This is a genomic window from uncultured Flavobacterium sp., assembly GCF_963922255.1.
Lineage (GTDB): Bacteria > Bacteroidota > Bacteroidia > Flavobacteriales > Flavobacteriaceae > Flavobacterium.
Map to the genome: position 1 here is coordinate 16,006 of NZ_CAWUIC010000018.1, position 19,823 is coordinate 35,828.

Annotated in this window: 19 protein-coding genes; 6 read left to right on the top strand and 13 right to left on the bottom strand. The window is 32.3% G+C overall.

The annotated features are described in order from the left end of the window. Positions 1-83 precede the first annotated feature (83 nt). Positions 84-509, top strand: a complete 426-nt coding sequence (locus tag AABJ49_RS12800) for a DM13 domain-containing protein (protein WP_338378678.1) — start codon at positions 84-86, stop codon at positions 507-509. Positions 510-515: 6 nt separating this feature from the next. Further along, positions 516-1,409, top strand: coding sequence for a hypothetical protein (locus AABJ49_RS12805; protein WP_338378679.1), 894 nt, complete (start codon positions 516-518; stop codon positions 1,407-1,409). A gap of 2 nt (positions 1,410-1,411) precedes the next feature. Here AABJ49_RS12805 and AABJ49_RS12810 read toward each other — a convergent pair whose 3' ends face one another. From AABJ49_RS12810 to AABJ49_RS12870, 13 genes are all read right to left on the bottom strand, one after another. Then, positions 1,412-1,702: a chaperone modulator CbpM gene (locus AABJ49_RS12810; protein ID WP_338378680.1), complete on the bottom strand. Its 291-nt coding sequence runs from the start codon at positions 1,700-1,702 to the stop codon at positions 1,412-1,414. A 6-nt stretch (positions 1,703-1,708) separates the two neighbouring features. Then, the gene (locus AABJ49_RS12815; protein WP_338378681.1) at positions 1,709-2,620 is read right to left on the bottom strand and encodes a J domain-containing protein; all 912 of its coding nucleotides are present in this window, start codon (positions 2,618-2,620) and stop codon (positions 1,709-1,711) included. Between the two features lie 210 nt (positions 2,621-2,830). After that, positions 2,831-4,213: a hypothetical protein gene (locus AABJ49_RS12820; RefSeq protein ID WP_338378682.1), complete on the bottom strand. Its 1,383-nt coding sequence runs from the start codon at positions 4,211-4,213 to the stop codon at positions 2,831-2,833. A 142-nt stretch (positions 4,214-4,355) separates the two neighbouring features. Next, positions 4,356-5,105, bottom strand: a complete 750-nt coding sequence (locus AABJ49_RS12825; protein ID WP_338378683.1) for an Asp/Glu racemase — start codon at positions 5,103-5,105, stop codon at positions 4,356-4,358. Between the two features lie 91 nt (positions 5,106-5,196). Continuing rightward, on the bottom strand, positions 5,197-6,105 hold the full coding sequence (locus AABJ49_RS12830; RefSeq protein WP_338378684.1) for a fumarylacetoacetate hydrolase family protein: 909 nt from the start codon (positions 6,103-6,105) through the stop codon (positions 5,197-5,199). Positions 6,106-6,165: 60 nt separating this feature from the next. After that, positions 6,166-7,272, bottom strand: coding sequence for a cupin domain-containing protein (locus AABJ49_RS12835; RefSeq protein ID WP_338378685.1), 1,107 nt, complete (start codon positions 7,270-7,272; stop codon positions 6,166-6,168). A 46-nt stretch (positions 7,273-7,318) separates the two neighbouring features. Beyond that, a complete protein-coding gene (locus AABJ49_RS12840; RefSeq protein WP_338378686.1) occupies positions 7,319-8,299 on the bottom strand; it encodes a carbon-nitrogen hydrolase family protein in 981 nt (326 codons plus the stop codon). Between the two features lie 28 nt (positions 8,300-8,327). Continuing rightward, a complete protein-coding gene (locus AABJ49_RS12845; protein WP_338378687.1) occupies positions 8,328-8,753 on the bottom strand; it encodes an acyl-CoA thioesterase in 426 nt (141 codons plus the stop codon). 157 nt (positions 8,754-8,910) lie between these two features. Beyond that, the gene (locus AABJ49_RS12850) at positions 8,911-10,491 is read right to left on the bottom strand and encodes an FMN-binding glutamate synthase family protein (RefSeq protein ID WP_338378688.1); all 1,581 of its coding nucleotides are present in this window, start codon (positions 10,489-10,491) and stop codon (positions 8,911-8,913) included. 48 nt (positions 10,492-10,539) lie between these two features. Further along, the gene (locus AABJ49_RS12855) at positions 10,540-12,126 is read right to left on the bottom strand and encodes an AMP-binding protein (protein WP_338378689.1); all 1,587 of its coding nucleotides are present in this window, start codon (positions 12,124-12,126) and stop codon (positions 10,540-10,542) included. Positions 12,127-12,149: 23 nt separating this feature from the next. Further along, positions 12,150-14,447, bottom strand: a complete 2,298-nt coding sequence (locus AABJ49_RS12860) for an FAD-dependent monooxygenase (protein WP_338378690.1) — start codon at positions 14,445-14,447, stop codon at positions 12,150-12,152. Positions 14,448-14,556: 109 nt separating this feature from the next. Continuing rightward, a complete protein-coding gene (locus tag AABJ49_RS12865; RefSeq protein WP_338378691.1) occupies positions 14,557-15,027 on the bottom strand; it encodes an SRPBCC domain-containing protein in 471 nt (156 codons plus the stop codon). 1 nt (position 15,028) lies between these two features. Further along, on the bottom strand, positions 15,029-15,634 hold the full coding sequence (locus AABJ49_RS12870) for a flavin reductase family protein (protein ID WP_338378692.1): 606 nt from the start codon (positions 15,632-15,634) through the stop codon (positions 15,029-15,031). Positions 15,635-15,881: 247 nt separating this feature from the next. Here AABJ49_RS12870 and AABJ49_RS12875 point away from each other — a divergent pair, with 247 nt between their 5' ends. The 4 genes from AABJ49_RS12875 to AABJ49_RS12890 all read left to right on the top strand — a co-directional run bounded on the left by AABJ49_RS12875 (position 15,882) and on the right by AABJ49_RS12890 (position 19,709). Beyond that, the gene (locus AABJ49_RS12875; RefSeq protein WP_338378693.1) at positions 15,882-16,301 is read left to right on the top strand and encodes a hypothetical protein; all 420 of its coding nucleotides are present in this window, start codon (positions 15,882-15,884) and stop codon (positions 16,299-16,301) included. Between the two features lie 98 nt (positions 16,302-16,399). After that, complete coding sequence (locus AABJ49_RS12880; RefSeq protein ID WP_338378694.1) at positions 16,400-17,635, top strand: hypothetical protein; 1,236 nt, start codon at positions 16,400-16,402, stop codon at positions 17,633-17,635. A gap of 24 nt (positions 17,636-17,659) precedes the next feature. Beyond that, positions 17,660-17,920: a DUF4212 domain-containing protein gene (locus tag AABJ49_RS12885; RefSeq protein ID WP_338378695.1), complete on the top strand. Its 261-nt coding sequence runs from the start codon at positions 17,660-17,662 to the stop codon at positions 17,918-17,920. A 31-nt stretch (positions 17,921-17,951) separates the two neighbouring features. Next, the gene (locus AABJ49_RS12890; protein ID WP_338378696.1) at positions 17,952-19,709 is read left to right on the top strand and encodes a sodium:solute symporter family protein; all 1,758 of its coding nucleotides are present in this window, start codon (positions 17,952-17,954) and stop codon (positions 19,707-19,709) included. The last annotated feature ends 114 nt before the right edge of the window (positions 19,710-19,823 follow it).

Consider the following 19,823-nt stretch of genomic DNA (forward strand, 5'->3'; position numbering starts at 1 on the left):
ACTTCGATTAAAATAGCTTTAATGTTAGCTAGCTTACATTTATTTTAGAGTTTATCAGGTATTTTTGAAAGAAAAAAAATGCTATGATTAAGAAATTTTTAGGAATATTGGTAATTGCTTTTTTATTTTCTTGCGAAAAAGAAGGTATCTATACATCTGATGTAGCTCAAAAACAATTGAATACTGTAAATCCAAACGAACAAATTACGACATTAAAAAGCGGTGTTTTTAGTCCAACTTCAGGAATTACTGTAATGGGTGAAGCCGAAATTAATCAACAAGGGAATTTACGTTTTGTATCGTTAGAAAATTTTTCTATTTCAGAAGGTCCTGATTTAAAAGTGTATCTATCTACAAGTGATGCTCCTACAACATTTGTAAACTTAGGTAATTTGTCAACTAGTCAAAACTACGTTATTCCACATGAAGTTGATTTGCAAGTATATAATTATGTGTTAATTCATTGCCAACAATACAATCATTTGTTTGCCATTGCTTCTTTAAATTAATGATTTATGAAAAAGATATTATTTGTAATTTTAGTTTTAGGAAGTTTTGCAATGCAAGCACAAGGTTGTAGTGATGCGGGATTTTGTTCTGTAGGCAATTCATTTACTGACGAATTGAGTACTGCTAAAAATCAACTTGACTTTGGGGGTATAATAGGAGGAGGAGCTGCTGATATTTTATATATATCACCATACATTACTTACACAAGAAATTTTTCATCATCCTTTTCTATGAGTGCCAAAGTTACTTATTCACAAGCTGATGGTGATTTTGGTACAAGAGGTCAGTTTGGAGATGCTTTTTTGACAGGAAATTATAAGTTTAAAGAACAGAATAGTAAAACTTGGAGTACAATATTGGGATTTAAATTTCCGTTTACAACTTCTAATGCTAAGATAAATGACATTTCCTTGCCTTTAGATTATCAAGCTAGTTTAGGAACTTTTGATTTGATTGCTGGTTTAGGCTTGAAGTACAAAAAGTGGTTTTTTAATACAGCTATTCAAATTCCGGTTTTTAACAACAATAAGAACTCTTATTTTGATGAATATTCGGCTTCCAACGATTTTACTTCCACCAATTTATTTGAAAGAAAACCTGATGTATTATTTAGAACGACTTATACAATCAATACCAATAAAAAGTTCACTTTTAAGCCCAACCTACTTTTCATTTATCACTTAGGTGAAGATAGTTACGAGAATATTTTTGGAAATAGAACCACAATTGAAAACTCAGATGGTTTAACACTTAATGGAAATTTGATTACTGGTTATGCCATTTCACAAAACAAAAGTATTGAGTTAACCTTAGCAACACCATTTGCAGTAAGAGAAAAGCGACCAGATGGATTAACACGTTCGTTTACAGCAGGATTGATATATAAGTATGCTTTTTAATTTTATTCATACAATCGCAATCGATTCTTTAGGTAATTTATTTCGTTAAGCAATTGATTTTCTTTTTCTTGTAAACTTAAAATAATATCAATACCTTCTTTGTTGATGTTTAATTCATTGTGTAGACGTATAATTTTTTCAAGGGTTGCCAATTGATTTCTGTCCAAATACATTTGTTCTTCTTGCACAATAATTTCGACCAAACCATAAGCTTCTAAATCTTGAATAAAATTGGTTTCTATTTGATATTCTTGACAAAATACGTCTACTATAATTAATTCTTTCGTTTCCATATTGTTTTATTTTTGGGCTACTTTAGCTAATTCATTAAACAGTTCGGTTTCTTTTTCAGAAAGATTTTTAGGAATAACAACGTTGTAAGTAACGTATAAATCTCCAAATTGTCCTTCTTTTTTATACACTGGGAAACCTTTTCCTTTCAAACGAACTTTTGTACCGTTTTGCGTTCCTGCAGCCACTTTTAGTTTTAATTTAGTTGCTTTAAAATCACTAATAGTAACATCACCACCTAAGACAGCAGTGTATAAATCTAAATCGTGTGTAATGTACAAATCATTACCAACACGTTTGAAAGCAGTAGTATTTACAATTGAAAAAGTAATATATAAATCACCATTAGGACCATTATTGGTTCCTGGTCCACCATAACCGTTAATTTTAATGGTTTGTTGGTCTTCAATCCCTGCAGGAATAGTAATTCGAATGCTTTTTCCGTTTACAGAAAATTCCTTTTTATGGGTTGTGTAAGCTTCTCTAATATCCAATTGGAGTTGGGCTTGAATATCTTGTCCGCGATATCTAGGCTGACTCCGTCTGCCACCAGTTCCTTGATTACCAAACATAGAAGAAAAGAAATCTGAGAAATCTTCTCCTTCAAAACTACCACCAGCATAAGATTGTTGTTGGCTGCCATTTGCGTATTGTCGTTGTTGCTGTTGTTGTTTGTATTTTTCGTATTCTTCTCCTTTTTCCCAATCTTTACCATACTTATCGTATTTCTTTCTCTTTTCGGGATTACTCAAAACTTCATTTGCCTCATTGAGTTGTTGAAATTTGGCATGAGCTTCTTTATCATTTGGATTAATGTCTGGATGGAGTTTTCGAGCTAGTTTTCGATAGGCTTTTTTAATTTCATCACTAGTTGCATTTTTTGTAATGCCTAAGACTTTGTAATAATCAATAAATTCCATAAAATTTGTAAATTAAACAGTTTTAAATCGCTTAAAGTGTTTGGTTAAATTTACGAAATTCTATGGAATTTAGGCCTTAAATGCTTGTTAATAATTATAGTATGTTCTTAACCACATAATACACAACTATAAAAAGGATAACTGTTCCAAAGCAACCCAATTTGGCTTTTTTGGCAGTAAATAAGGCAGCGAAGAATGCGATTAGGTTTTTCATAGGTTTAAATTATAAGATTTAAATAATTCATTAAAAGAATCAGACCAATTGCCCCAATTCCAATCTTTTTCATTGTGTTTTAGAATTTCTAAAACAATTTTGATATCCTTTTCATTTTGAAAAGAAAAAATAGTTTTACTTAAATGAAAATAGTTAAATGCTGTATTTTTATTTTTTAGTCTTTCTAATATAACTTCACTAGTATCAATAAATTTTTCCTTTTCTGCTATTTCTAAGAAAGCTTGCATACTGAAAGAATCCATTAATTTAATTCTATTGATACAAATATTTTCTAATTTTGAATAGTTATTGTCTTTAATTATAGATAAAATTAACGGGTAAATTTCAAATAATTCATTTGCATTATAATCTTCATAATAAACATAAATAGGATCTTTAGAAAGTAATTTTTCTGAAAATATATTTGATGCTTCAATTGGGTTATTTTCAATTAGTTTCTTAGCAATTTTGGTATTTATATATCCTTTTCTCTGAAAAATTTCTTTGTACAAATCTAAATAGAGTGAAGAATAGTATTTTGAAGTGGATTTAAACACCTTATTTATAATACTGTCATTTTCTTTATAATTGATTATTTCATATAATAAATTCTTTGACTTTTCATTTTGAAAGCTGGCAATTGCTTTAAAATAATTTTCAGATTTTTCAACATTTTTATAAGAAAGTAAAAAATCCCAAAATGATTCATCATTAAAGACAGCAATAGCCTCAAAAGCTTTTTCTCTTAATTGTATGAACTTTGGAATGTCTTTTTTGTTTTTGTAGGCTGCTAATGCTAATATAGCAACATCATTTTGGTCATTGAAAGCTAATTTTCTGATTTTACTGTAGTTTGAAACATCTGCATTATTATTGTACAAAGCATAACCCAAAAGCGAATAGTTATTTTTGTTTGAAATGATTATGTGATTAAAATCTTTTGTTTTTGAATTATAATAATTTAAATCTTCTTTGTCTAGCTTATTATAATAATGTTGATTAGAAACTCTATCATATAATAAATAAGCAAAAGATTCTTGAGAAACAATACAACCTTCTTTTATATAAATTTTATGTTCATCATTTAATGCTTTTTTAAGTAGTTGGTTTAAATTTTTATATTTCAATTCAACTAAAGCAATTAATGCTAATGCTTTAATCTGATTATTTTTTGATTTTGATAATTGAATTAATTCTTTTGTGGTTGCTTTTTCTTTTAGTTCATTGAATTTCGAAACATTATTAAACTCAAAATCTGTTTCAAAATATTCCATTTCAGAATTCACAAGTTGACTTACGATTGAATCTATTTCACTTCTTATTTTTTGAGAATAAGTAATTGAATTTATTAAAAATATGAAATAAAATATTTTTCTCATTTGAAATACTTTACATTGATTACAAATGCGATAATTAATAAAGGAACACAGAACACAAAATACAAACCAAAAAATTGTAACAGAGAAACACCTAATATTACAAAAAAGATAAAGAATATTTTATGCTGATGCTTTTTCATTATTAATACTTCCCATTTAACAATTCTCCACCAATAGCAGATTTTGCTTCAATTCCGATTTTTTTCATCATTTCATAAGTCGTACAAACTGCTGCTGAAGTCACAGGAATTCCACATTCCGCTTGAATTAAATCAATGGCTTCCAAAGAAGGCATTTGCACACAAGCAGAAGCTACTAAAACATCAACATCAGTCAAGTCTAATTGTTTGTAGATTTCCAATAAATTCATTGGATTTTGAGCCGCAACTTCCAAATTATCTGGAATTTCCAAAGCAATGCTTTGTTTTACTTTAATACCTTGATTTTCAATGTAATCTACAACCATATCCGTTAAAGGTCTCATGTAAGGTGTAATTATCGAAATTTGTTTCGCACCTAAAACTTTTAAACCGTTAATCAAAGCTCCCGCTGATGTTACAATAGGAGTAGGGAAATCATTTGCTATGGTTTCTTGATGTAAATTCACTTCTGAAACACAATGATAACCTCTTCCCATACTCATAATAGCAACCAAACAAGCATAACCCATAACGTCAACATGAGCATCTGATAATTCTTGTGTACATTTTAAACTCATAGCATCCATTGCTTCCAATTCTTCTTTCGTTACTTTTTTCATTCGCATTCTACTGCTATGAAAGGTAAAGCGTTCTGGAAGTATAGTTTCTCTCGAACGGAAGATTGCTGGTATTTCGGTTTCCATCGTTACGTTTGAGGATGGAACTATTTGGCCTATTCTGTATTTTTTCATTTTGATTTATTTTAACGCAAAGACGCTAAGTATTTCGCAAAGTTCGCAAAGATTTTATCTGAAAACTAAAAACTGAGCACTGAACACTATTTTATATTTCCTTAACTGTATTTTCTATTGAACCAATTCCTTCCACAGTGCATTTCACTACATCACCATCTTTTAACCATTCTTGTGGATTTCTTCCTGCTCCAACTCCTGCTGGTGTTCCTGTTGCTATGATGTCTCCAGCTTCTAAGGTGAAAACTGTACTTAAATCTTCAATCAAATCATTGATGTTGAAGAGCATGAATTTAGTGTTTGAATTTTGTTTTTCAACGCCATTTACAGTCAATGACAAATTCAAATTGTGTGGGTTTTCTATTTCGTCTTTGGTTACTAAAATGGGTCCCATTGGTGCAAATGTATCTTGCCCTTTAGAAACAATCCATTGTCCGGAACGACGACAATCTCTTGCTGAAATATCGTTGATTACTGTATAACCAAATACATAATCCATTGCTTCAGATTTAGAAACGTATTTTCCTTTTTTTGAGATGATTACGGCCAATTCTACTTCCCAGTCTAATTGATTAGTTAGTTTTCTATTTAATAAAATATTTGTATTGGTTGCTGTAACTGTTGTTGGAGGTTTTGAGAAGATAACAGGTTGTTGTGGCAACTCATTAGAAGTGTCTAATGTACGAGCACTTTCAGCGACGTGTTCTGTATAATTTAAACCAATTCCGATTACATTTTTTCTAGGTTTTGGAATAGGTGCAAGGAACGTAACCTCGTCCATTTTATACGATATTTCTTCAAAGTCAACTTCGCGAGTATCTTCAATTAAATTGTTGATTTCTTCAATGATTTCATAACCTAAATCAATTAAATCCAACATATCATCTGGTAATGGGAAGTTGCAAATGTTTCCAAAATCTTCCATATCGACAACTAAGTTGTTGTGGATGAATCCTAGTCTTGGTTCTGTATCTTGTGTTTTGTAAGTAAGTAGTTTCATATTTTATTTTTAAACCATAAAGGTATTAAGGTTCATTAAGTTTTGTTTTTTTTGAAATTATTATTGCAATTGATTTCCATTATTTTCTTCTAACACTCTTGATTGGAATAAGCCTAGTTTTTCAATTACAGGTAAATCGTTGAAATTGAATAAGCAAGCGTCTTCAGTTTCGGATAAATTATGGTGTTCGTGCCAAGCCCATGAAGGAACACAGAAAATATCACGTTCTTTCCAATCGTAGCGTTTTCCGTCTATGATAGAATAACCTTTTCCTTTGGCACATTGATACACAAATGAACCTGTGTGTTTGTGGGCTTTTCCTTTAAATCCTGCTGGTAATAATTGCATGGAAGCTCCCATGGTTTGCATCACATGTCCACCTGTTAATGGATTGGAATACTGCATAAAAATTCCATCAAAAGGATTGATTTCATTAATTTGAGCAGCTTCTACCAAAGCTGGATAGACTTTCTTCCAAGAATATTTGAACAATGGAGAATAAGGTTTGTTCCAAACTTTATCTGCGGGAATGATTCCAGCTGTTCCGTAGTTTATTGGTGAATGATTTAAAGGCACTTCCAAAGGTTGTTTGCCATCATAAACGGCATAATCGTTAGCTTCTAAAGCATTGACTAACGGAATATCTAAACCATCTTGCCAAATACAAGTTTTCCCACTAGCATCAACTCCATGTTCGTGCCAAGTGGAATTAGGTGTAATTACAAAATCGTTGACTTCAAATGTGATTTTGTTCCCATCCACAACTGTGTAACCTCCTTCACCTTCCATTATAAAACGTAGGGCAGAAGCCTTGTGTCTGTGAGCCGAAGTACTTTCACCTGGACGCGTAACTTGTATTCCAGAATACAACCAACCTACAGCAGCTGCAACGTCTTTTCGCTTATCGTTTACTAAATAAACTACTCGTCTTCCTGCTTGTTCTGGTGTGACTAATTCGGATGATTTTAAAACTAAATCCCGTAAATCATCATATTTCCATAACATAGGAACTGAATTGGACTTTGGTTCCCATGGTTCGATATCGTTGGCAACTGTCCATAAAGCACCAGCTCCTAAGGATTCTAATTCTTTGTAATAGGCTTTAAGTTCATCAGAATCTTGAACTCTAGCTCTTCCGTATTGATCGTCTGAATGGTTTTCGTTCATGGTTTATGATTTAAACCTGACAGGTTTTGGAAACCTGTCAGGTTTGTTATTTCTTATTAAATTTCTCATGATTATCGATAAACGTAATCTTTCGAGTTGGAGCAATATTTACTCGTAAATCAAAGATATCGAATCTGTTGTAATGTCCCAAAATATCGTGCATTTGTTTGGGTTGGATGCATTTTTCTAAATCAATTTCCGCATAAACAATTCCTTCGTCATCGATTAGAGGTTCTCCGATAGTTGCTCCATTAGGACCAATAAATCCTGAAAAAGCAGAATTTTTGCGTGTTAATACTTCATCCACATTCGGAACATCTTCGCGTAAAGCATCCATTATTTCTTTTGAAATTGTTGAACAAGATACAATTGTAAATAACTTTCCTTCAAAGGAATGTGCTGCTGCTCTAATCTTAATCGCTTCAGCCATATTGTAATCGGGTGGAGCAACTGGTAAGGAAATGTAATTGGCAATATGCACTAATTCTCCTTGAGAAAGTAGCGTAAAACGTGCCAAAGTATTAGTGTTTTCTCCACAAGCTAATGTTCCAATTGGTCCAACTTCAGTATCATAAACTTTTAACGAAGAACCATCACCTGAAGACCAAGTTAACTTTTCAGCCCAAGTTGGAACGAGTTTTCTATGTTTTCCGATAAGTTTTCCAGTGTTATCAATAATTAGATTGGTGTTGTAAATTTCTCCATACGAATTTCCACGTTCGTTAATTCCAATTACGATATGCATATTGAAATCTTTAGCGGCTTGAAATAAAGGTTGCATAGAAGCATCATCCGTTTTTACAGAACATTTGTATAATTTCTCATACCATTTACTACCTTGTACAGGTGTCATAATCCAATTCCAATAAGGATAACCTGCTACAAAAACTTCTGGGAAAGCAATTAATGTCGCTCCATTTTGACTAGCTTCTTTGATGAAACCAATAGCTTTTTCAATAGTTTTTTCTACATCAAGAAAAATGGGTGAAGTTTGTACGGTTGCGGCTTTGAATTTTTTGAAGTCCATAATTGTATTAAGGTTGGAGTATTAAGTATTAAGACTGAATATATTCTGAAATTTTTTCTTTCATTTCTTCTGAAAAAGATTCGGCTTTTATATCATTTCTATTTTCATTGAAAGCTACGTTTACTAAAGTAACTTCTCCTTCTAAACAGGTTTTTCCTTCTTCATCTTCAAATATAAATCCGCAAAGAATGGATGCTCCTCCAAGATTTTTTACCCAAAGTTTTTTTGTTAGTATTTCTCCTAAACGAGCTGCTTTTTTGAATTGAACTTTTAAATCAACTGTTGGAATACCATTGGTTTCATGCATTTTTGAAAAGGGTCTTTCTAAAGCTTCTTCAAACCAATCTTCTACTAAATCGTTTAGCATTTCTAGAAACCTTGGATAAAAGACAATTCCAGCATAATCGACATGCTTGAATTTGATTTTTTCTTGTTTTGTGAATATTTGATTCATTCTTTTATTTTTTTGCCACAGATTACACTGATTAGCACGGATTTTTATAACTATTTACTTCTCTTTATTAATGGTCTAGCCCAGATAGGAACGGCATCCTTTTTTGTCTCGTTCAAAAACGAGATAAAAAAGATATAGTGGATAGCTGGATTAGCTTCTAAAACTTCTCTACACTGGCTCTTTTCCAAAAGTACAAAAAATCTTGAGGAACAGTTTCTTCTTTTAACAAACAACCAGTTACTAAATCTGGGAAAATTTGTGCAAAGGTTTCTACTTTGTTTCTATCGATTCTTGTTGTAATTACGTCTCTAGTCACTAAATCGGGATGCATTATTCCGGCTGACGCCATTAAATCTACAGCACTTTTAACAGTTTCTTGTTGAAATCGTGTTACACGTATGCTTTTATCTTCTGGAACTAATCCTTTCATTAAGGATGGATTTTGCGTGGCAACTCCAGTTGGACAAGTGTTTGCATGACATTCTAATGCTTGAATACAACCTAGAGCAAACATCATTCCTCTCGCTGAATTACATAAATCTGCTCCTAACGATAGATTTCTAATAATGTCAAATCCTGTTATGACTTTACCTGAAGCTATGATTTTGATTTGATTTTTAATTCCAAATCCGTTCAAAGCATCATGAACAAAAGCAACTGCATCTCTCAAAGGCATTCCCACATGATCTGAATATTCTTGTGGAGCAGCACCAGTTCCACCTTCACCACCATCCACACTAACGAAATCTAGATACGTTTCTGTTTCAACCATGGCTTTGCAAATAGCTATAAACTCTGACTTGTTTCCAATGCAAATCTTTATTCCAATAGGTTTTCCTCCTGACTTTTCTCGCAACAATTTTATAAAATCCATTAACTCTAATGGAGTAGTGAAAGCGGAGTGAGTTGGTGGAGAAATAATGTCATGTCCTTTATTTACTAAACGAATTGCTGCAATTTCATCGGTTACTTTTTCTTTAGGTAAAATTCCTCCATGACCAGGTTTTGCACCTTGTGAGAACTTGATTTCGATCATTTTTACTTGGTCTAAAATGGCTCTTTTTTCAAATTCATCTACATTGAACGTGCCATCAAAATTTCGACAACTGAAATAACCTGTTCCTATGTTCCATACCACATCACCACCTTGTAAATGATATGGAGATAATCCACCTTCACCAGTATTATGAAAAAAACCACCTCTTTTAGCACCTTCATTCAAAGCTATAATTGCATTTTTACTCAAAGAACCAAAACTCATGGCACTTATATTAAATAAACTAGCTTCGTAAGGCTTTGTACATTGTGAAGAACCAATTTTAACTTTAGGTTTGTGTTGTGCTTCCGAAAAAGGAATGGAACGAATACTATGATTAATCCACTCATAACCATCATCATAAACGTCTAATTGTGTTCCAAAAGGCATAGAATCTACTTCTTTTTTACTTCTATGATACACTATATTTCTTTGTAGACGATTAAAGGGTTTTCCATCTGTGTCTGTTTCAATGAAATATTGACGCATTTCTGGACCAATAGCCGATAAAATATAACGCATACGTCCTAATAATGGAAAGTTTCTTCGAATGGTTCTATCTGAAAAATACATATCGTACAATCCCATAATAATTAATGGAATTAATATGAGTAATAGGAAACTGAACTTCCAATTCACATAAGTTAATATGGCTGTAAGTGATAGAAATGTGAAACTAACTACTAAAAAGGTTTTTCTCATTTTTTATTTTTTAGATTCTGAAACGAGTTCAGAATGACAAACTTGAAATTATTTTAATTTAAATCTTTGAATTTTACCTGTTTCTGTTTTGGGTAAGGTATCTAAATAATTTATTACTCTTGGATATTTGTAAGGTGCCGCTACATCTTTGAACCACTGTTGAATAGATTTTGTTAATTCATCAGAAGCTTTATCTTTTTCTTTCAACACAATATGCGCACAAACCAACATTCCTCGTTCTGAATCAGGTAAACCTACAACAGCACATTCTAATATATCTTCATGGGTTAAAAGTACGGATTCTACTTCAATTGCCGCAATATTATAGCCTGAAGAAATAATCATATCATCACCTCGAGCTATGAACCAAAAGTACCCTTTTTCGTCTTTTTTAAATATATCACCCGTAATGTTCCAACCGTTTTGAACGTAAGCTCTTTGTTTTTCTTCTCGATTTAGATATTTACAACCTGTAATTCCTTTTACAGCTAATTTCCCTGGTTGATTTGCTGGAAGTTCGTTTCCGTTTTCATCAATAATTTTAGCTTCATATCCTAAAATGGGTAAACCTGTTGCTCCAGGAACCATATTTTCTTCGTTGGATGAAATGAAAATATGCAGCATTTCGGTTGCACCAATTCCGTCAATGATTTTTAAACCTGTTGCATCATACCAATCTTGCCAAACTTGTAAAGGCAAAGTTTCTCCAGCTGAAACGCATTTTCGTAAACTGGAAACATTGAATTCATTTAATTTTGTGGTTAAAACCCTCCAAGCTGTAGGTGCTGTAAAACAAATCGTTATTTTATATTCTTCAATAGCTTTTAAAAGCAAATCTGGACTCGGTTTTTCGATTAAGAAAGTAGAAGCTCCGAAATACATTGGAAATAAAACCAATCCACCTAATCCGAATGTAAAGCCTAATGGTGGACTTCCTATGAAAATATCCTCTTTTTTAGGTTGTAAGGAATAAACTGGAAAAGCTTCACAAATATTCAAAACATCTTTATGATAATGAGCTGTCATTTTTGGCAAACCAGTTGTTCCTGATGTGAAACCAATTAAACAAACACTATCTGCTTTAGAATGGTAATTATCAAAAGTCTTAGGTTTTGTGGTCATTAGTTTGTCTAAATCACCATTTCTGTAAAAGCTTTTCTTTTGTAGAAAATTTGAATTTACTTGGTTCATTTCATCGGCTAAATCACTGTCACAAATTGCAATTGATATTTCTGCACAATCTATTATGGTTGTTAATTCTTTGGCACGAAGTAGAGGCATAGTTGCTACGACAATTCCACCAGCTTTTAAAATAGCAAACCAACAAGCGACCATCATGGGATTATTCGCTGAACGTAACAAAACACGATTGCCAGAAACTAAACCTAAATTATCCACTAAAACATTAGCAATTTGGTTGGCTTTTTTGTATAAGTCATTATAAGTCCAAGTTTCTTCAAATGTTCGAATGCAAATGGCATCACCATTTCCGTTTTTAACATGATTGTCCAACAAACGTTCGACACAATTTAGCATTTCAGGATGTTCAAATTGAGGTAAATCACACAAATAATCAGGTTGTAAGTCTATGCTTGGTAGATTATCGTGAGCGAAATTGTCTTCGTAATGTCTCATAATTCCTAATTCCTAATTCGTAATTATTTCTTATTGCTTTTCGGTTTCAATGCTTTTTTCATGCCTTCATTTTGTTTTCTGTCAGAAGCTTTTAATGGATATAAATGCGAAATTCCCATTTTGTATTGATTTGAAATGTCTTCTGCTTGAAATTTTTCGTAAGCTTGAGCATTTCTAACGAAATATGGATCTAATAGTAAAGGTCTGCCTAATGCTACTAAATCAGCTCTTCCGTTAAGAATTATAGTGTTTATTTGGTCAATATCTTGAATGTAACCTGCAGTTATGGTTGGAACGTGAACTGTATTTTTAATAGTGTCTGAAAAAGGAGTTTGCCACATTCTACCTGTTTGTGGTTTTTGATGCGCTACAGTATTTCCTGTAGAAACATTAATAATGTCTGCTCCAGCGTTTTTGAAAGCGGTTGCGATAGTTAAAACATCTTCTTCAGAAATTCCATTTGCTGCCCAATCTGTTGCTGAAATTCGAACTGACATTGGTTTTTCTTTCGGGAAAACATTTCGCATTGTCTTGAAAACTCGTAAAGGAAACTTTAATCTGTTTTCAATACTTCCTCCAAATTCATCTGTACGAATATTTGTTAAAGGTGAAAGGAATGAAGCTAGTAAAAATCCGTGATGTGCTTGTAATTCAATCATGTCAAATCCAGCTTTATCAGCATTTTTTGTGGCTAGAACAAATTGCTCACAAACCAAATCCATGTCTTCCAATGCCATTTCTTTTGGTGTTGGAAAGTTACCATTGAAGGGAATAGGAGAAGCAGAAAGTAATTCCCATTTATCTTTTAAATCTTCGGTTTCCCAAGGTTTTTTTGTAGCCCCTTTTCGACCTGAATGGCCTAATTGAATTCCGATTTTTGTTTGTGTGTTTTGATGAATAAAATCATTAATTCGTTTCCATTCAACTATTTGATTTTCATTATATATACCAGCACAACCTAAAGTTATGCGTCCATTTTCTGAAACAGCAGTCATTTCGGTTAAAATTAATCCCAAACCTCCAATGGCACGAGAAATATAATGTTGGAAATGCCAATCGTTCACCAATCCATTTTCTGCTGAATATTGTCCCATTGAAGACATTGCGATTCGGTTTTGCAGTTCTAAATCACGAAGTTTGAAGGTTGAGAAAGCTGCAGGCCCTTCGACAGGCTCAGTGTGACAATTATTTTTTGAATTGAATTCTAGCAAAACTTTATCCGTAAATGATTTATCTCGAATTTGTAGGTTTTCGTAGGTCACTTTTTTAGAACGTGTCATGCATCCAAAAGCGAATTGGTAAAAAGGATGTTGGATGTGTCGATCCATATTTTCAAACCAATCTAAGGAAACATTGGCAGCATATTGAATCATTTCTACAATATTTCTCCTTGATTTTTCATAGTTTTGAAAAGCAGCTTGAATATCATTTGGATTTTGAAGAATTGCATCCGATAAAGCAATTGCTGATTCCATAGCTAATTTTGTTCCAGAACCAATAGAGTAGTGGGCTGTTGCTTTTGCATCTCCTAATAAAACTATATTATTATGGTACCAATTCTCGTTAGTTACATGAGGAAATTGTCTCCAATGCGATTTATTGGTAATTAAGCCATGTCCATCTAATTCTATTTTGAATAATTCTTGTAATTTTTGAACCGTGTCTTCTTCATTGAAAGTATCAAATCCGAATTTCTCCCAAGTTTCTGGAGCACATTCAAAAATCCATGTACTCATACCTTCTTCGTATTGATAAGTGTGAGCTGCAAAAGTACCATGTTCGGTTTCTTTGAAAAAATAAGTAAATGCATCTAAAGGTTTTGTTGAACCCATCCAAACGAATTTGTTTTTCTTTAATTCGACTTTGGTTCCAAAATCACTTTCAAATTGGGTTCTTATTTGGCTTGAAATCCCATCACAAGCTACGATTACATCAGAATCAGAAAATTGGCTTAAATCGTCTACATTAGCTTCAAAATGCAGATTTACACCTTCTTCTTGGCAACGTTGGTGCAGTAATTGTAATAAAGTTTTACGAGAACAGCCACAGAAACCGTTTCCAGCAATACTGACTTCTTTTCCATCACGAGCTATGATAATATCATCCCAATAGGCAAATTTGCTTCGAATTAACTCATAGGATTTCATGTCTTTTTTCAAGAATTCTCCTAAAGTTTCATCCGAAAAAACTACACCAAACCCAAAACTATCGTCTGGACGATTGCGTTCGTAAACATCGATTTGGCAATCAGGCATTGCTTTTTTGGTTAATATCGAAAAATATAGTCCCCCTGGACCACCACCAATTACTGTTATTTTCATTTTTATACTGAATTTATTTCAGGATTTTTTGTTTTTTGGAACACAGATTTGAGAAATTTAAGAAATTAAAAAAATCTTTTCTCAATGTTCTATATTCGATTTTGTTCTTTTAAGAACATTGATTTTCTTTTCTCATAAAATCAAAAGCTCCTTTTCTTAAATTAATTCCGTATTCTAGATATGCTTTCAAACAAGAAAGAAAATTGGACCATCCAAAAGAATTTCCAGAGAGCCAGTTTAACCCTTTTTCATTGTTTTCCATACTTTTTTCTGTGATTGAGACTAGTGTAGAGTTGTTTTCTTTCTCTGTCAATGTCATTTCAACGAACAGTTCTTGTTCTTCCATCATCCAGGAGTAGGAAATATATTTGTTGTTTTCAATTTTACCAATACGAACAGGACAATCGAAATCAAATTCAGGAAATTTCCAGATTAATTCTGTTCCTTCTTCCATTTTTCCTGTACTTTCCGAAATAAAGTAATTAGCCATTTTCTCAGGGTTCACAATAGCTTCAAAAACTTCATGAATCGGTTTTTGAATTTGCATGGCTACTTCGATTTCTAATTGATTTGTTGTCATTTTAGGCTCTTTTTATAGAGAAAATTTCTCCCAATGTACCATAATTTGAACCTGCTAAACGAGCAACAGGTTTGTATTTGTCAAGATTTATATAATTGTTTTCCAAAAGAATTGAATCGTCAATATGAATAAGTTTGATTTTTCCGATTACTACACAAGCACCTCCATTAGAATCATTGTCAATAAAATAATGATGTATTTTTTCACATTCAAAATGAACTAAACTTTCCTTAACTCTTTTGGGTTTAACCATTACCGAGTCAATAGGAGTAAGGTCTGCTAGTTTAAATTCATCTATATCTGAAGCAACAGCAGCTGAAGTTGCGTTCATTTGTTCAACAATTTCATGAGTCACTAAATTCACCACAAATTCTTCGGTTTCTAACACATTATTTAGTGTGTCTTTATTTTTGTTGTTATCTCTTCTGGTAGAAAACATCACACAAGGTGGATCACTTGAAACCATGTTGAAGTAGGAGAAAGGAGCCAAATTATTAATACCATTTTTGTCAACGGTTGATATCCAGCCAATTGGTCTAGGAATTATAGTACCAGTAAGTAGTTTATATAACAGTTTTTCGTCTGTTTCTTGAGTATTGAATTGCATTATAGTTGTAGTTGTTTCTACAAATTAAATAAAATATTAGGAGTTATGGAATGATATTGGATTATATTTTTTTAAAAATTTAGATTAAAAAGACTAAACCAACTCATTTGTAAATATTTAGTAATTACTATTAATTTGCTATTTTTTAAACACTATTTTTTTATAGTTAATAAAAATAACATGATTTTTTTTTCTAATTGATAATATATAATTGCAAAATTAATATATTTATGCAAAATTTTTATATATGGAAATTATAGCTTGTCCAAAATGTCAAAATACAGGCATTGTAAAAAGTGGAATAATAAAAGATAGACAACGTTATTTATGTAAATCATGCAACTATTATTTCACCGTTAATAAGCTCGGAAAAAAAATAGATGATTATTATGTTACAAAAGCGTTACAGCTTTATTTAGAAGGCTTAAGCTATAGAGAAATAGAACGCATTATTGGAGTTTCTCATGTTTCGATTAGCAATTGGGTAAAGGAGTTCAAAGTTAAGAAGCCACCACATCCGAATTATCATCCAACTTATAAAATTTTTAAACACAATGAACTCATAGAGTACCTTCAAAATAAAGAATTATTATCTGGAGCAGGAATGATAATAACTGAGTTGGGAGATAAGTTCATGCTAATAAAATGGGAACGTTTTAAAGATTAACTATATCACTTTACATATATATATATCATAATTTTTTTCATTAACATAATTTTAGAATTTGGTCATGCAAAAATGTATTACTAACCAAATACCAAATTATGAAAAAAATTTCACTTTTAGCAGCATTTTTATTTTCAATAATGGCTTTTTCACAAGGCTCACCAGATTATGGAGGAGGTTTAAAAGTCAATATCAATGAAGATGGCTCCAAGTATTTTAGAATTATATCTTGGGCTCAAGTACAAGCACAGTATAATGACAACACTCCTTTAGATGCAAATGGTAACGAGCAGTCAAACCTAAACTTCAACGTTAGAAGAGCTCGTGTTTTAATGTATGCACAAATCAATAAAGACTTTTTAATCTTAACTCATTTTGGGTTAAATAGTTTAAATGCTGACAATCTTTCTCCAACAGGTAAAGGAGAATCAGCTCAATTATTTTTCCACGATGTATGGGCACAATATAGTTTAGGAAAGAATCATGCCGTTGGTGGAGGATTACATTATTGGAATGGAATATCACGTTTAAACAATCAAAGTACATTAAACATAATGACTTTAGATAATCAGCGTCAAGCATGGGCTACTTTAGGTTTATCGGACCAGTTTGCTAGACACATTGGTTTTTATGCTAAAGGCTCAATTGAAAAATTTCAATACCGTGTTTCTATAAATGAATCTATGACAAATAATTTACAAGTAGCAGCTGTTCCTGTAAATGGTGGAGCAGCTACATATACTGGAAGAAGATTGTTAGGTTCAAAAGATGCAGGAAAAAACTATGCTGGTTATTTTGAATATGCATTTAAAGATGCGGAAAGTAACTTTTTACCTTATAAAGTAGGTTCTTATCTAGGAGGAAAGAAAGTATTTAATGTGGGAGCAGGATTTTTTGTACACCCAAGTGGGTCTGTAGTAGCGGATGCTCTTGGAAATGTAAGTGGAGAAGATGTAAAAATATTTGCAGCTGATTTATTTTACGATGCTCCAATTGGTTCTAATGGTGGTGCAATTACAGCTTATGGATTATTTCAAAATAATGATTATGGAAAAGATTTTACGTTAGGTACAACATATGAAACAGGAACTTTAGTTCACGGTCATGTTGGTTATGTTATACCCTCAAAAAAGACAACTAAAATACAACCTTATCTATCGTATGATGCTCGCAAAATTGATGCTATCAATGATAATGCTAATCAATTTGGAGTAGGGTCAAACTTTTATTTTAGTGGTCATAATTCTAAATTAACATTAGAATATCAATCTTTAAAATATGCTTCTAACAAAGCCGTAAATACAGTTACGCTTCAAGCAATGATTTATCTATAAAATTAACCAATAAAAAACAATAAAATGAGTGATAAACAAAAACACGCAACAGCTTATTGGAAGGAGAATTTACGTTACCTTCTAATCTTATTAAGTATATGGTTTGCCGTTTCTTATGGAGCTGGAATCTTATTCAAAGACGTTTTAAATGAAATTAAATTGGGAGGTTTTCCTTTAGGATTTTGGTTTGCCCAACAGGGTTCAATCTTTGTATTTGTCGTATTAATTTTTGTCTATGTGCGATTAATGAACAAATTAGACAAAAAATACGGATTTGACGAATAATTAATTTAACTAACTAACACAAAAAAATATCATGGATGTACTTACTTGGACCTACATAATTGTAGGCGTTACATTTGCTTTATATATTGGAATTGCAATATGGTCTCGTGCTGGATCAACAAAAGAATTTTATGTTGCTGGTGGAGGAATTTCTCCTTTAGCAAACGGAATGGCAACAGCTGCTGATTGGATGTCCGCTGCTTCATTTATTTCAATGGCCGGAATTATTTCCTTTGCTGGATATGATGGAGCCGTTTATTTGATGGGTTGGACAGGTGGATATGTGCTTTTAGCCTTATTACTAGCTCCCTATTTAAGAAAATTTGGAAAATTTACCGTGCCTGATTTTATTGGGGAAAGATATTATTCAAATACAGCAAGAACTGTGGCTGTATTTTGTGCCTTAATTGTTTCCTTTACTTATGTTGCTGGACAAATGCGTGGAGTAGGACTAGTATTCTCAAGATTCTTAGAAGTTGATATTAATACTGGTGTTGTTATTGGAATGGTAATCGTTCTTTTCTATGCTGTTTTAGGAGGAATGAAAGGAATAACTTACACACAAGTTGCACAGTATTGTGTTTTGATATTTGCCTTTATGGTTCCTGCTATTTTTATTTCTATTCAAATGACAGGAAATGTAATTCCACAACTAGGTATGGGCTCTACTGTTGTTGGAGAAGGAGATGTTTATTTGTTAGATAAATTAAATGGACTTTCAACAGAATTAGGATTTGCAGAATATACCAATGGTTCAAAATCAATGATTGATGTATTTGCAATTACACTTGCTTTAATGGTTGGAACAGCGGGTTTACCTCACGTAATTGTTCGTTTTTTTACTGTGAAAAAAGTTAAAGATGCTCGTAAATCAGCAGGTTGGGCTTTATTACTAATAGCTATTTTATATACAACGGCCCCAGCGGTTTCTGTATTTGCTAAAACAAATTTAATTGAAACTATTAGTAACAAAGAATATGCTTCAATGCCAGCTTGGTTTACTAATTGGGAAAAAACAGGTTTGTTAAAATTTGAAGATAAAAACGGTGACGGAAAAATTCAATACTATAATGATAAATCTAAAAATGAAGAATTCTTAGCGGCTCAAGCTGCAAAAGGATTAAAAGGAAGTGAACTTACAATTGATAACGATATCATGGTATTAGCTAACCCAGAGATTGCTCAATTGCCTAATTGGGTTATAGCTTTAGTTGCTGCAGGTGCATTAGCTGCTGCTTTGTCAACTGCTGCTGGATTATTATTGGTAATTTCTTCTTCAGTTTCTCATGATTTGATTAAAAAAATGGTAAACCCAAATATTTCTGAAAAAGGTGAACTTTGGGCTGCACGTGGATCTGCTGCTGTTGCTGTTGTAATTGCAGGTTATTTTGGTATAAATCCTCCTGGATTTGTAGCTGCTGTTGTGGCACTTGCCTTTGGATTAGCAGCTGCTTCATTTTTTCCAGCCATTATTCTGGGAATTTTTCATAAAAAAATGAATAAAGAAGGTGCAATAGCAGGAATGGTAGTTGGCCTTTTACTAATGCTTTTTTACATGTTGAAATTTAAATTTGGATTATTCGATGGAGGTAAAGAAGCGGTTGATGGTTTAAAAGCTAGTTGGTGGTTTGGAATTTCTCCTGAAGGATTTGGAACTATTGCCATGATTGTCAATTTTATAGTTGCTTTTGTAGTAAATAGCTTTACACCAGCTCCGCCACAAGATGTACAAGATATTGTAGAAAATATTAGAATTCCATCAGGTGCAGGAGAAGCAACCGGACATTAAATAATTATTTAATTTTTGGTTAGCACTACATTAATCCCTACTCTTACTTTTAGAGTAGGGGTTTTTTAGTAATTTCATTCTATAAATATAAATATTATCAATATATTTACTCAA

Bases quoted from the DNA above. Each gene is read 5' to 3' on its own strand.
- AABJ49_RS12835 (WP_338378685.1), bottom strand. From the start codon at position 7,272: ATGAACGAAAACCATTCAGACGATCAATACGGAAGAGCTAGAGTTCAA.
- AABJ49_RS12870 (WP_338378692.1), bottom strand. From the start codon at position 15,634: ATGCAATTCAATACTCAAGAAACAGACGAAAAACTGTTATATAAACTA.
- AABJ49_RS12815 (WP_338378681.1), bottom strand. From the start codon at position 2,620: ATGGAATTTATTGATTATTACAAAGTCTTAGGCATTACAAAAAATGCA.
- AABJ49_RS12845 (WP_338378687.1), bottom strand. From the start codon at position 8,753: ATGAATCAAATATTCACAAAACAAGAAAAAATCAAATTCAAGCATGTC.
- AABJ49_RS12820 (WP_338378682.1), bottom strand. From the start codon at position 4,213: ATGAGAAAAATATTTTATTTCATATTTTTAATAAATTCAATTACTTAT.
- AABJ49_RS12800 (WP_338378678.1), top strand. From the start codon at position 84: ATGATTAAGAAATTTTTAGGAATATTGGTAATTGCTTTTTTATTTTCT.
- AABJ49_RS12890 (WP_338378696.1), top strand. From the start codon at position 17,952: ATGGATGTACTTACTTGGACCTACATAATTGTAGGCGTTACATTTGCT.
- AABJ49_RS12840 (WP_338378686.1), bottom strand. From the start codon at position 8,299: ATGGACTTCAAAAAATTCAAAGCCGCAACCGTACAAACTTCACCCATT.
- AABJ49_RS12810 (WP_338378680.1), bottom strand. From the start codon at position 1,702: ATGGAAACGAAAGAATTAATTATAGTAGACGTATTTTGTCAAGAATAT.
- AABJ49_RS12855 (WP_338378689.1), bottom strand. From the start codon at position 12,126: ATGAGACATTACGAAGACAATTTCGCTCACGATAATCTACCAAGCATA.
- AABJ49_RS12860 (WP_338378690.1), bottom strand. From the start codon at position 14,447: ATGAAAATAACAGTAATTGGTGGTGGTCCAGGGGGACTATATTTTTCG.
- AABJ49_RS12880 (WP_338378694.1), top strand. From the start codon at position 16,400: ATGAAAAAAATTTCACTTTTAGCAGCATTTTTATTTTCAATAATGGCT.
- AABJ49_RS12885 (WP_338378695.1), top strand. From the start codon at position 17,660: ATGAGTGATAAACAAAAACACGCAACAGCTTATTGGAAGGAGAATTTA.
- AABJ49_RS12865 (WP_338378691.1), bottom strand. From the start codon at position 15,027: ATGACAACAAATCAATTAGAAATCGAAGTAGCCATGCAAATTCAAAAA.
- AABJ49_RS12850 (WP_338378688.1), bottom strand. From the start codon at position 10,491: ATGAGAAAAACCTTTTTAGTAGTTAGTTTCACATTTCTATCACTTACA.
- AABJ49_RS12875 (WP_338378693.1), top strand. From the start codon at position 15,882: ATGGAAATTATAGCTTGTCCAAAATGTCAAAATACAGGCATTGTAAAA.
- AABJ49_RS12805 (WP_338378679.1), top strand. From the start codon at position 516: ATGAAAAAGATATTATTTGTAATTTTAGTTTTAGGAAGTTTTGCAATG.
- AABJ49_RS12830 (WP_338378684.1), bottom strand. From the start codon at position 6,105: ATGAAACTACTTACTTACAAAACACAAGATACAGAACCAAGACTAGGA.
- AABJ49_RS12825 (WP_338378683.1), bottom strand. From the start codon at position 5,105: ATGAAAAAATACAGAATAGGCCAAATAGTTCCATCCTCAAACGTAACG.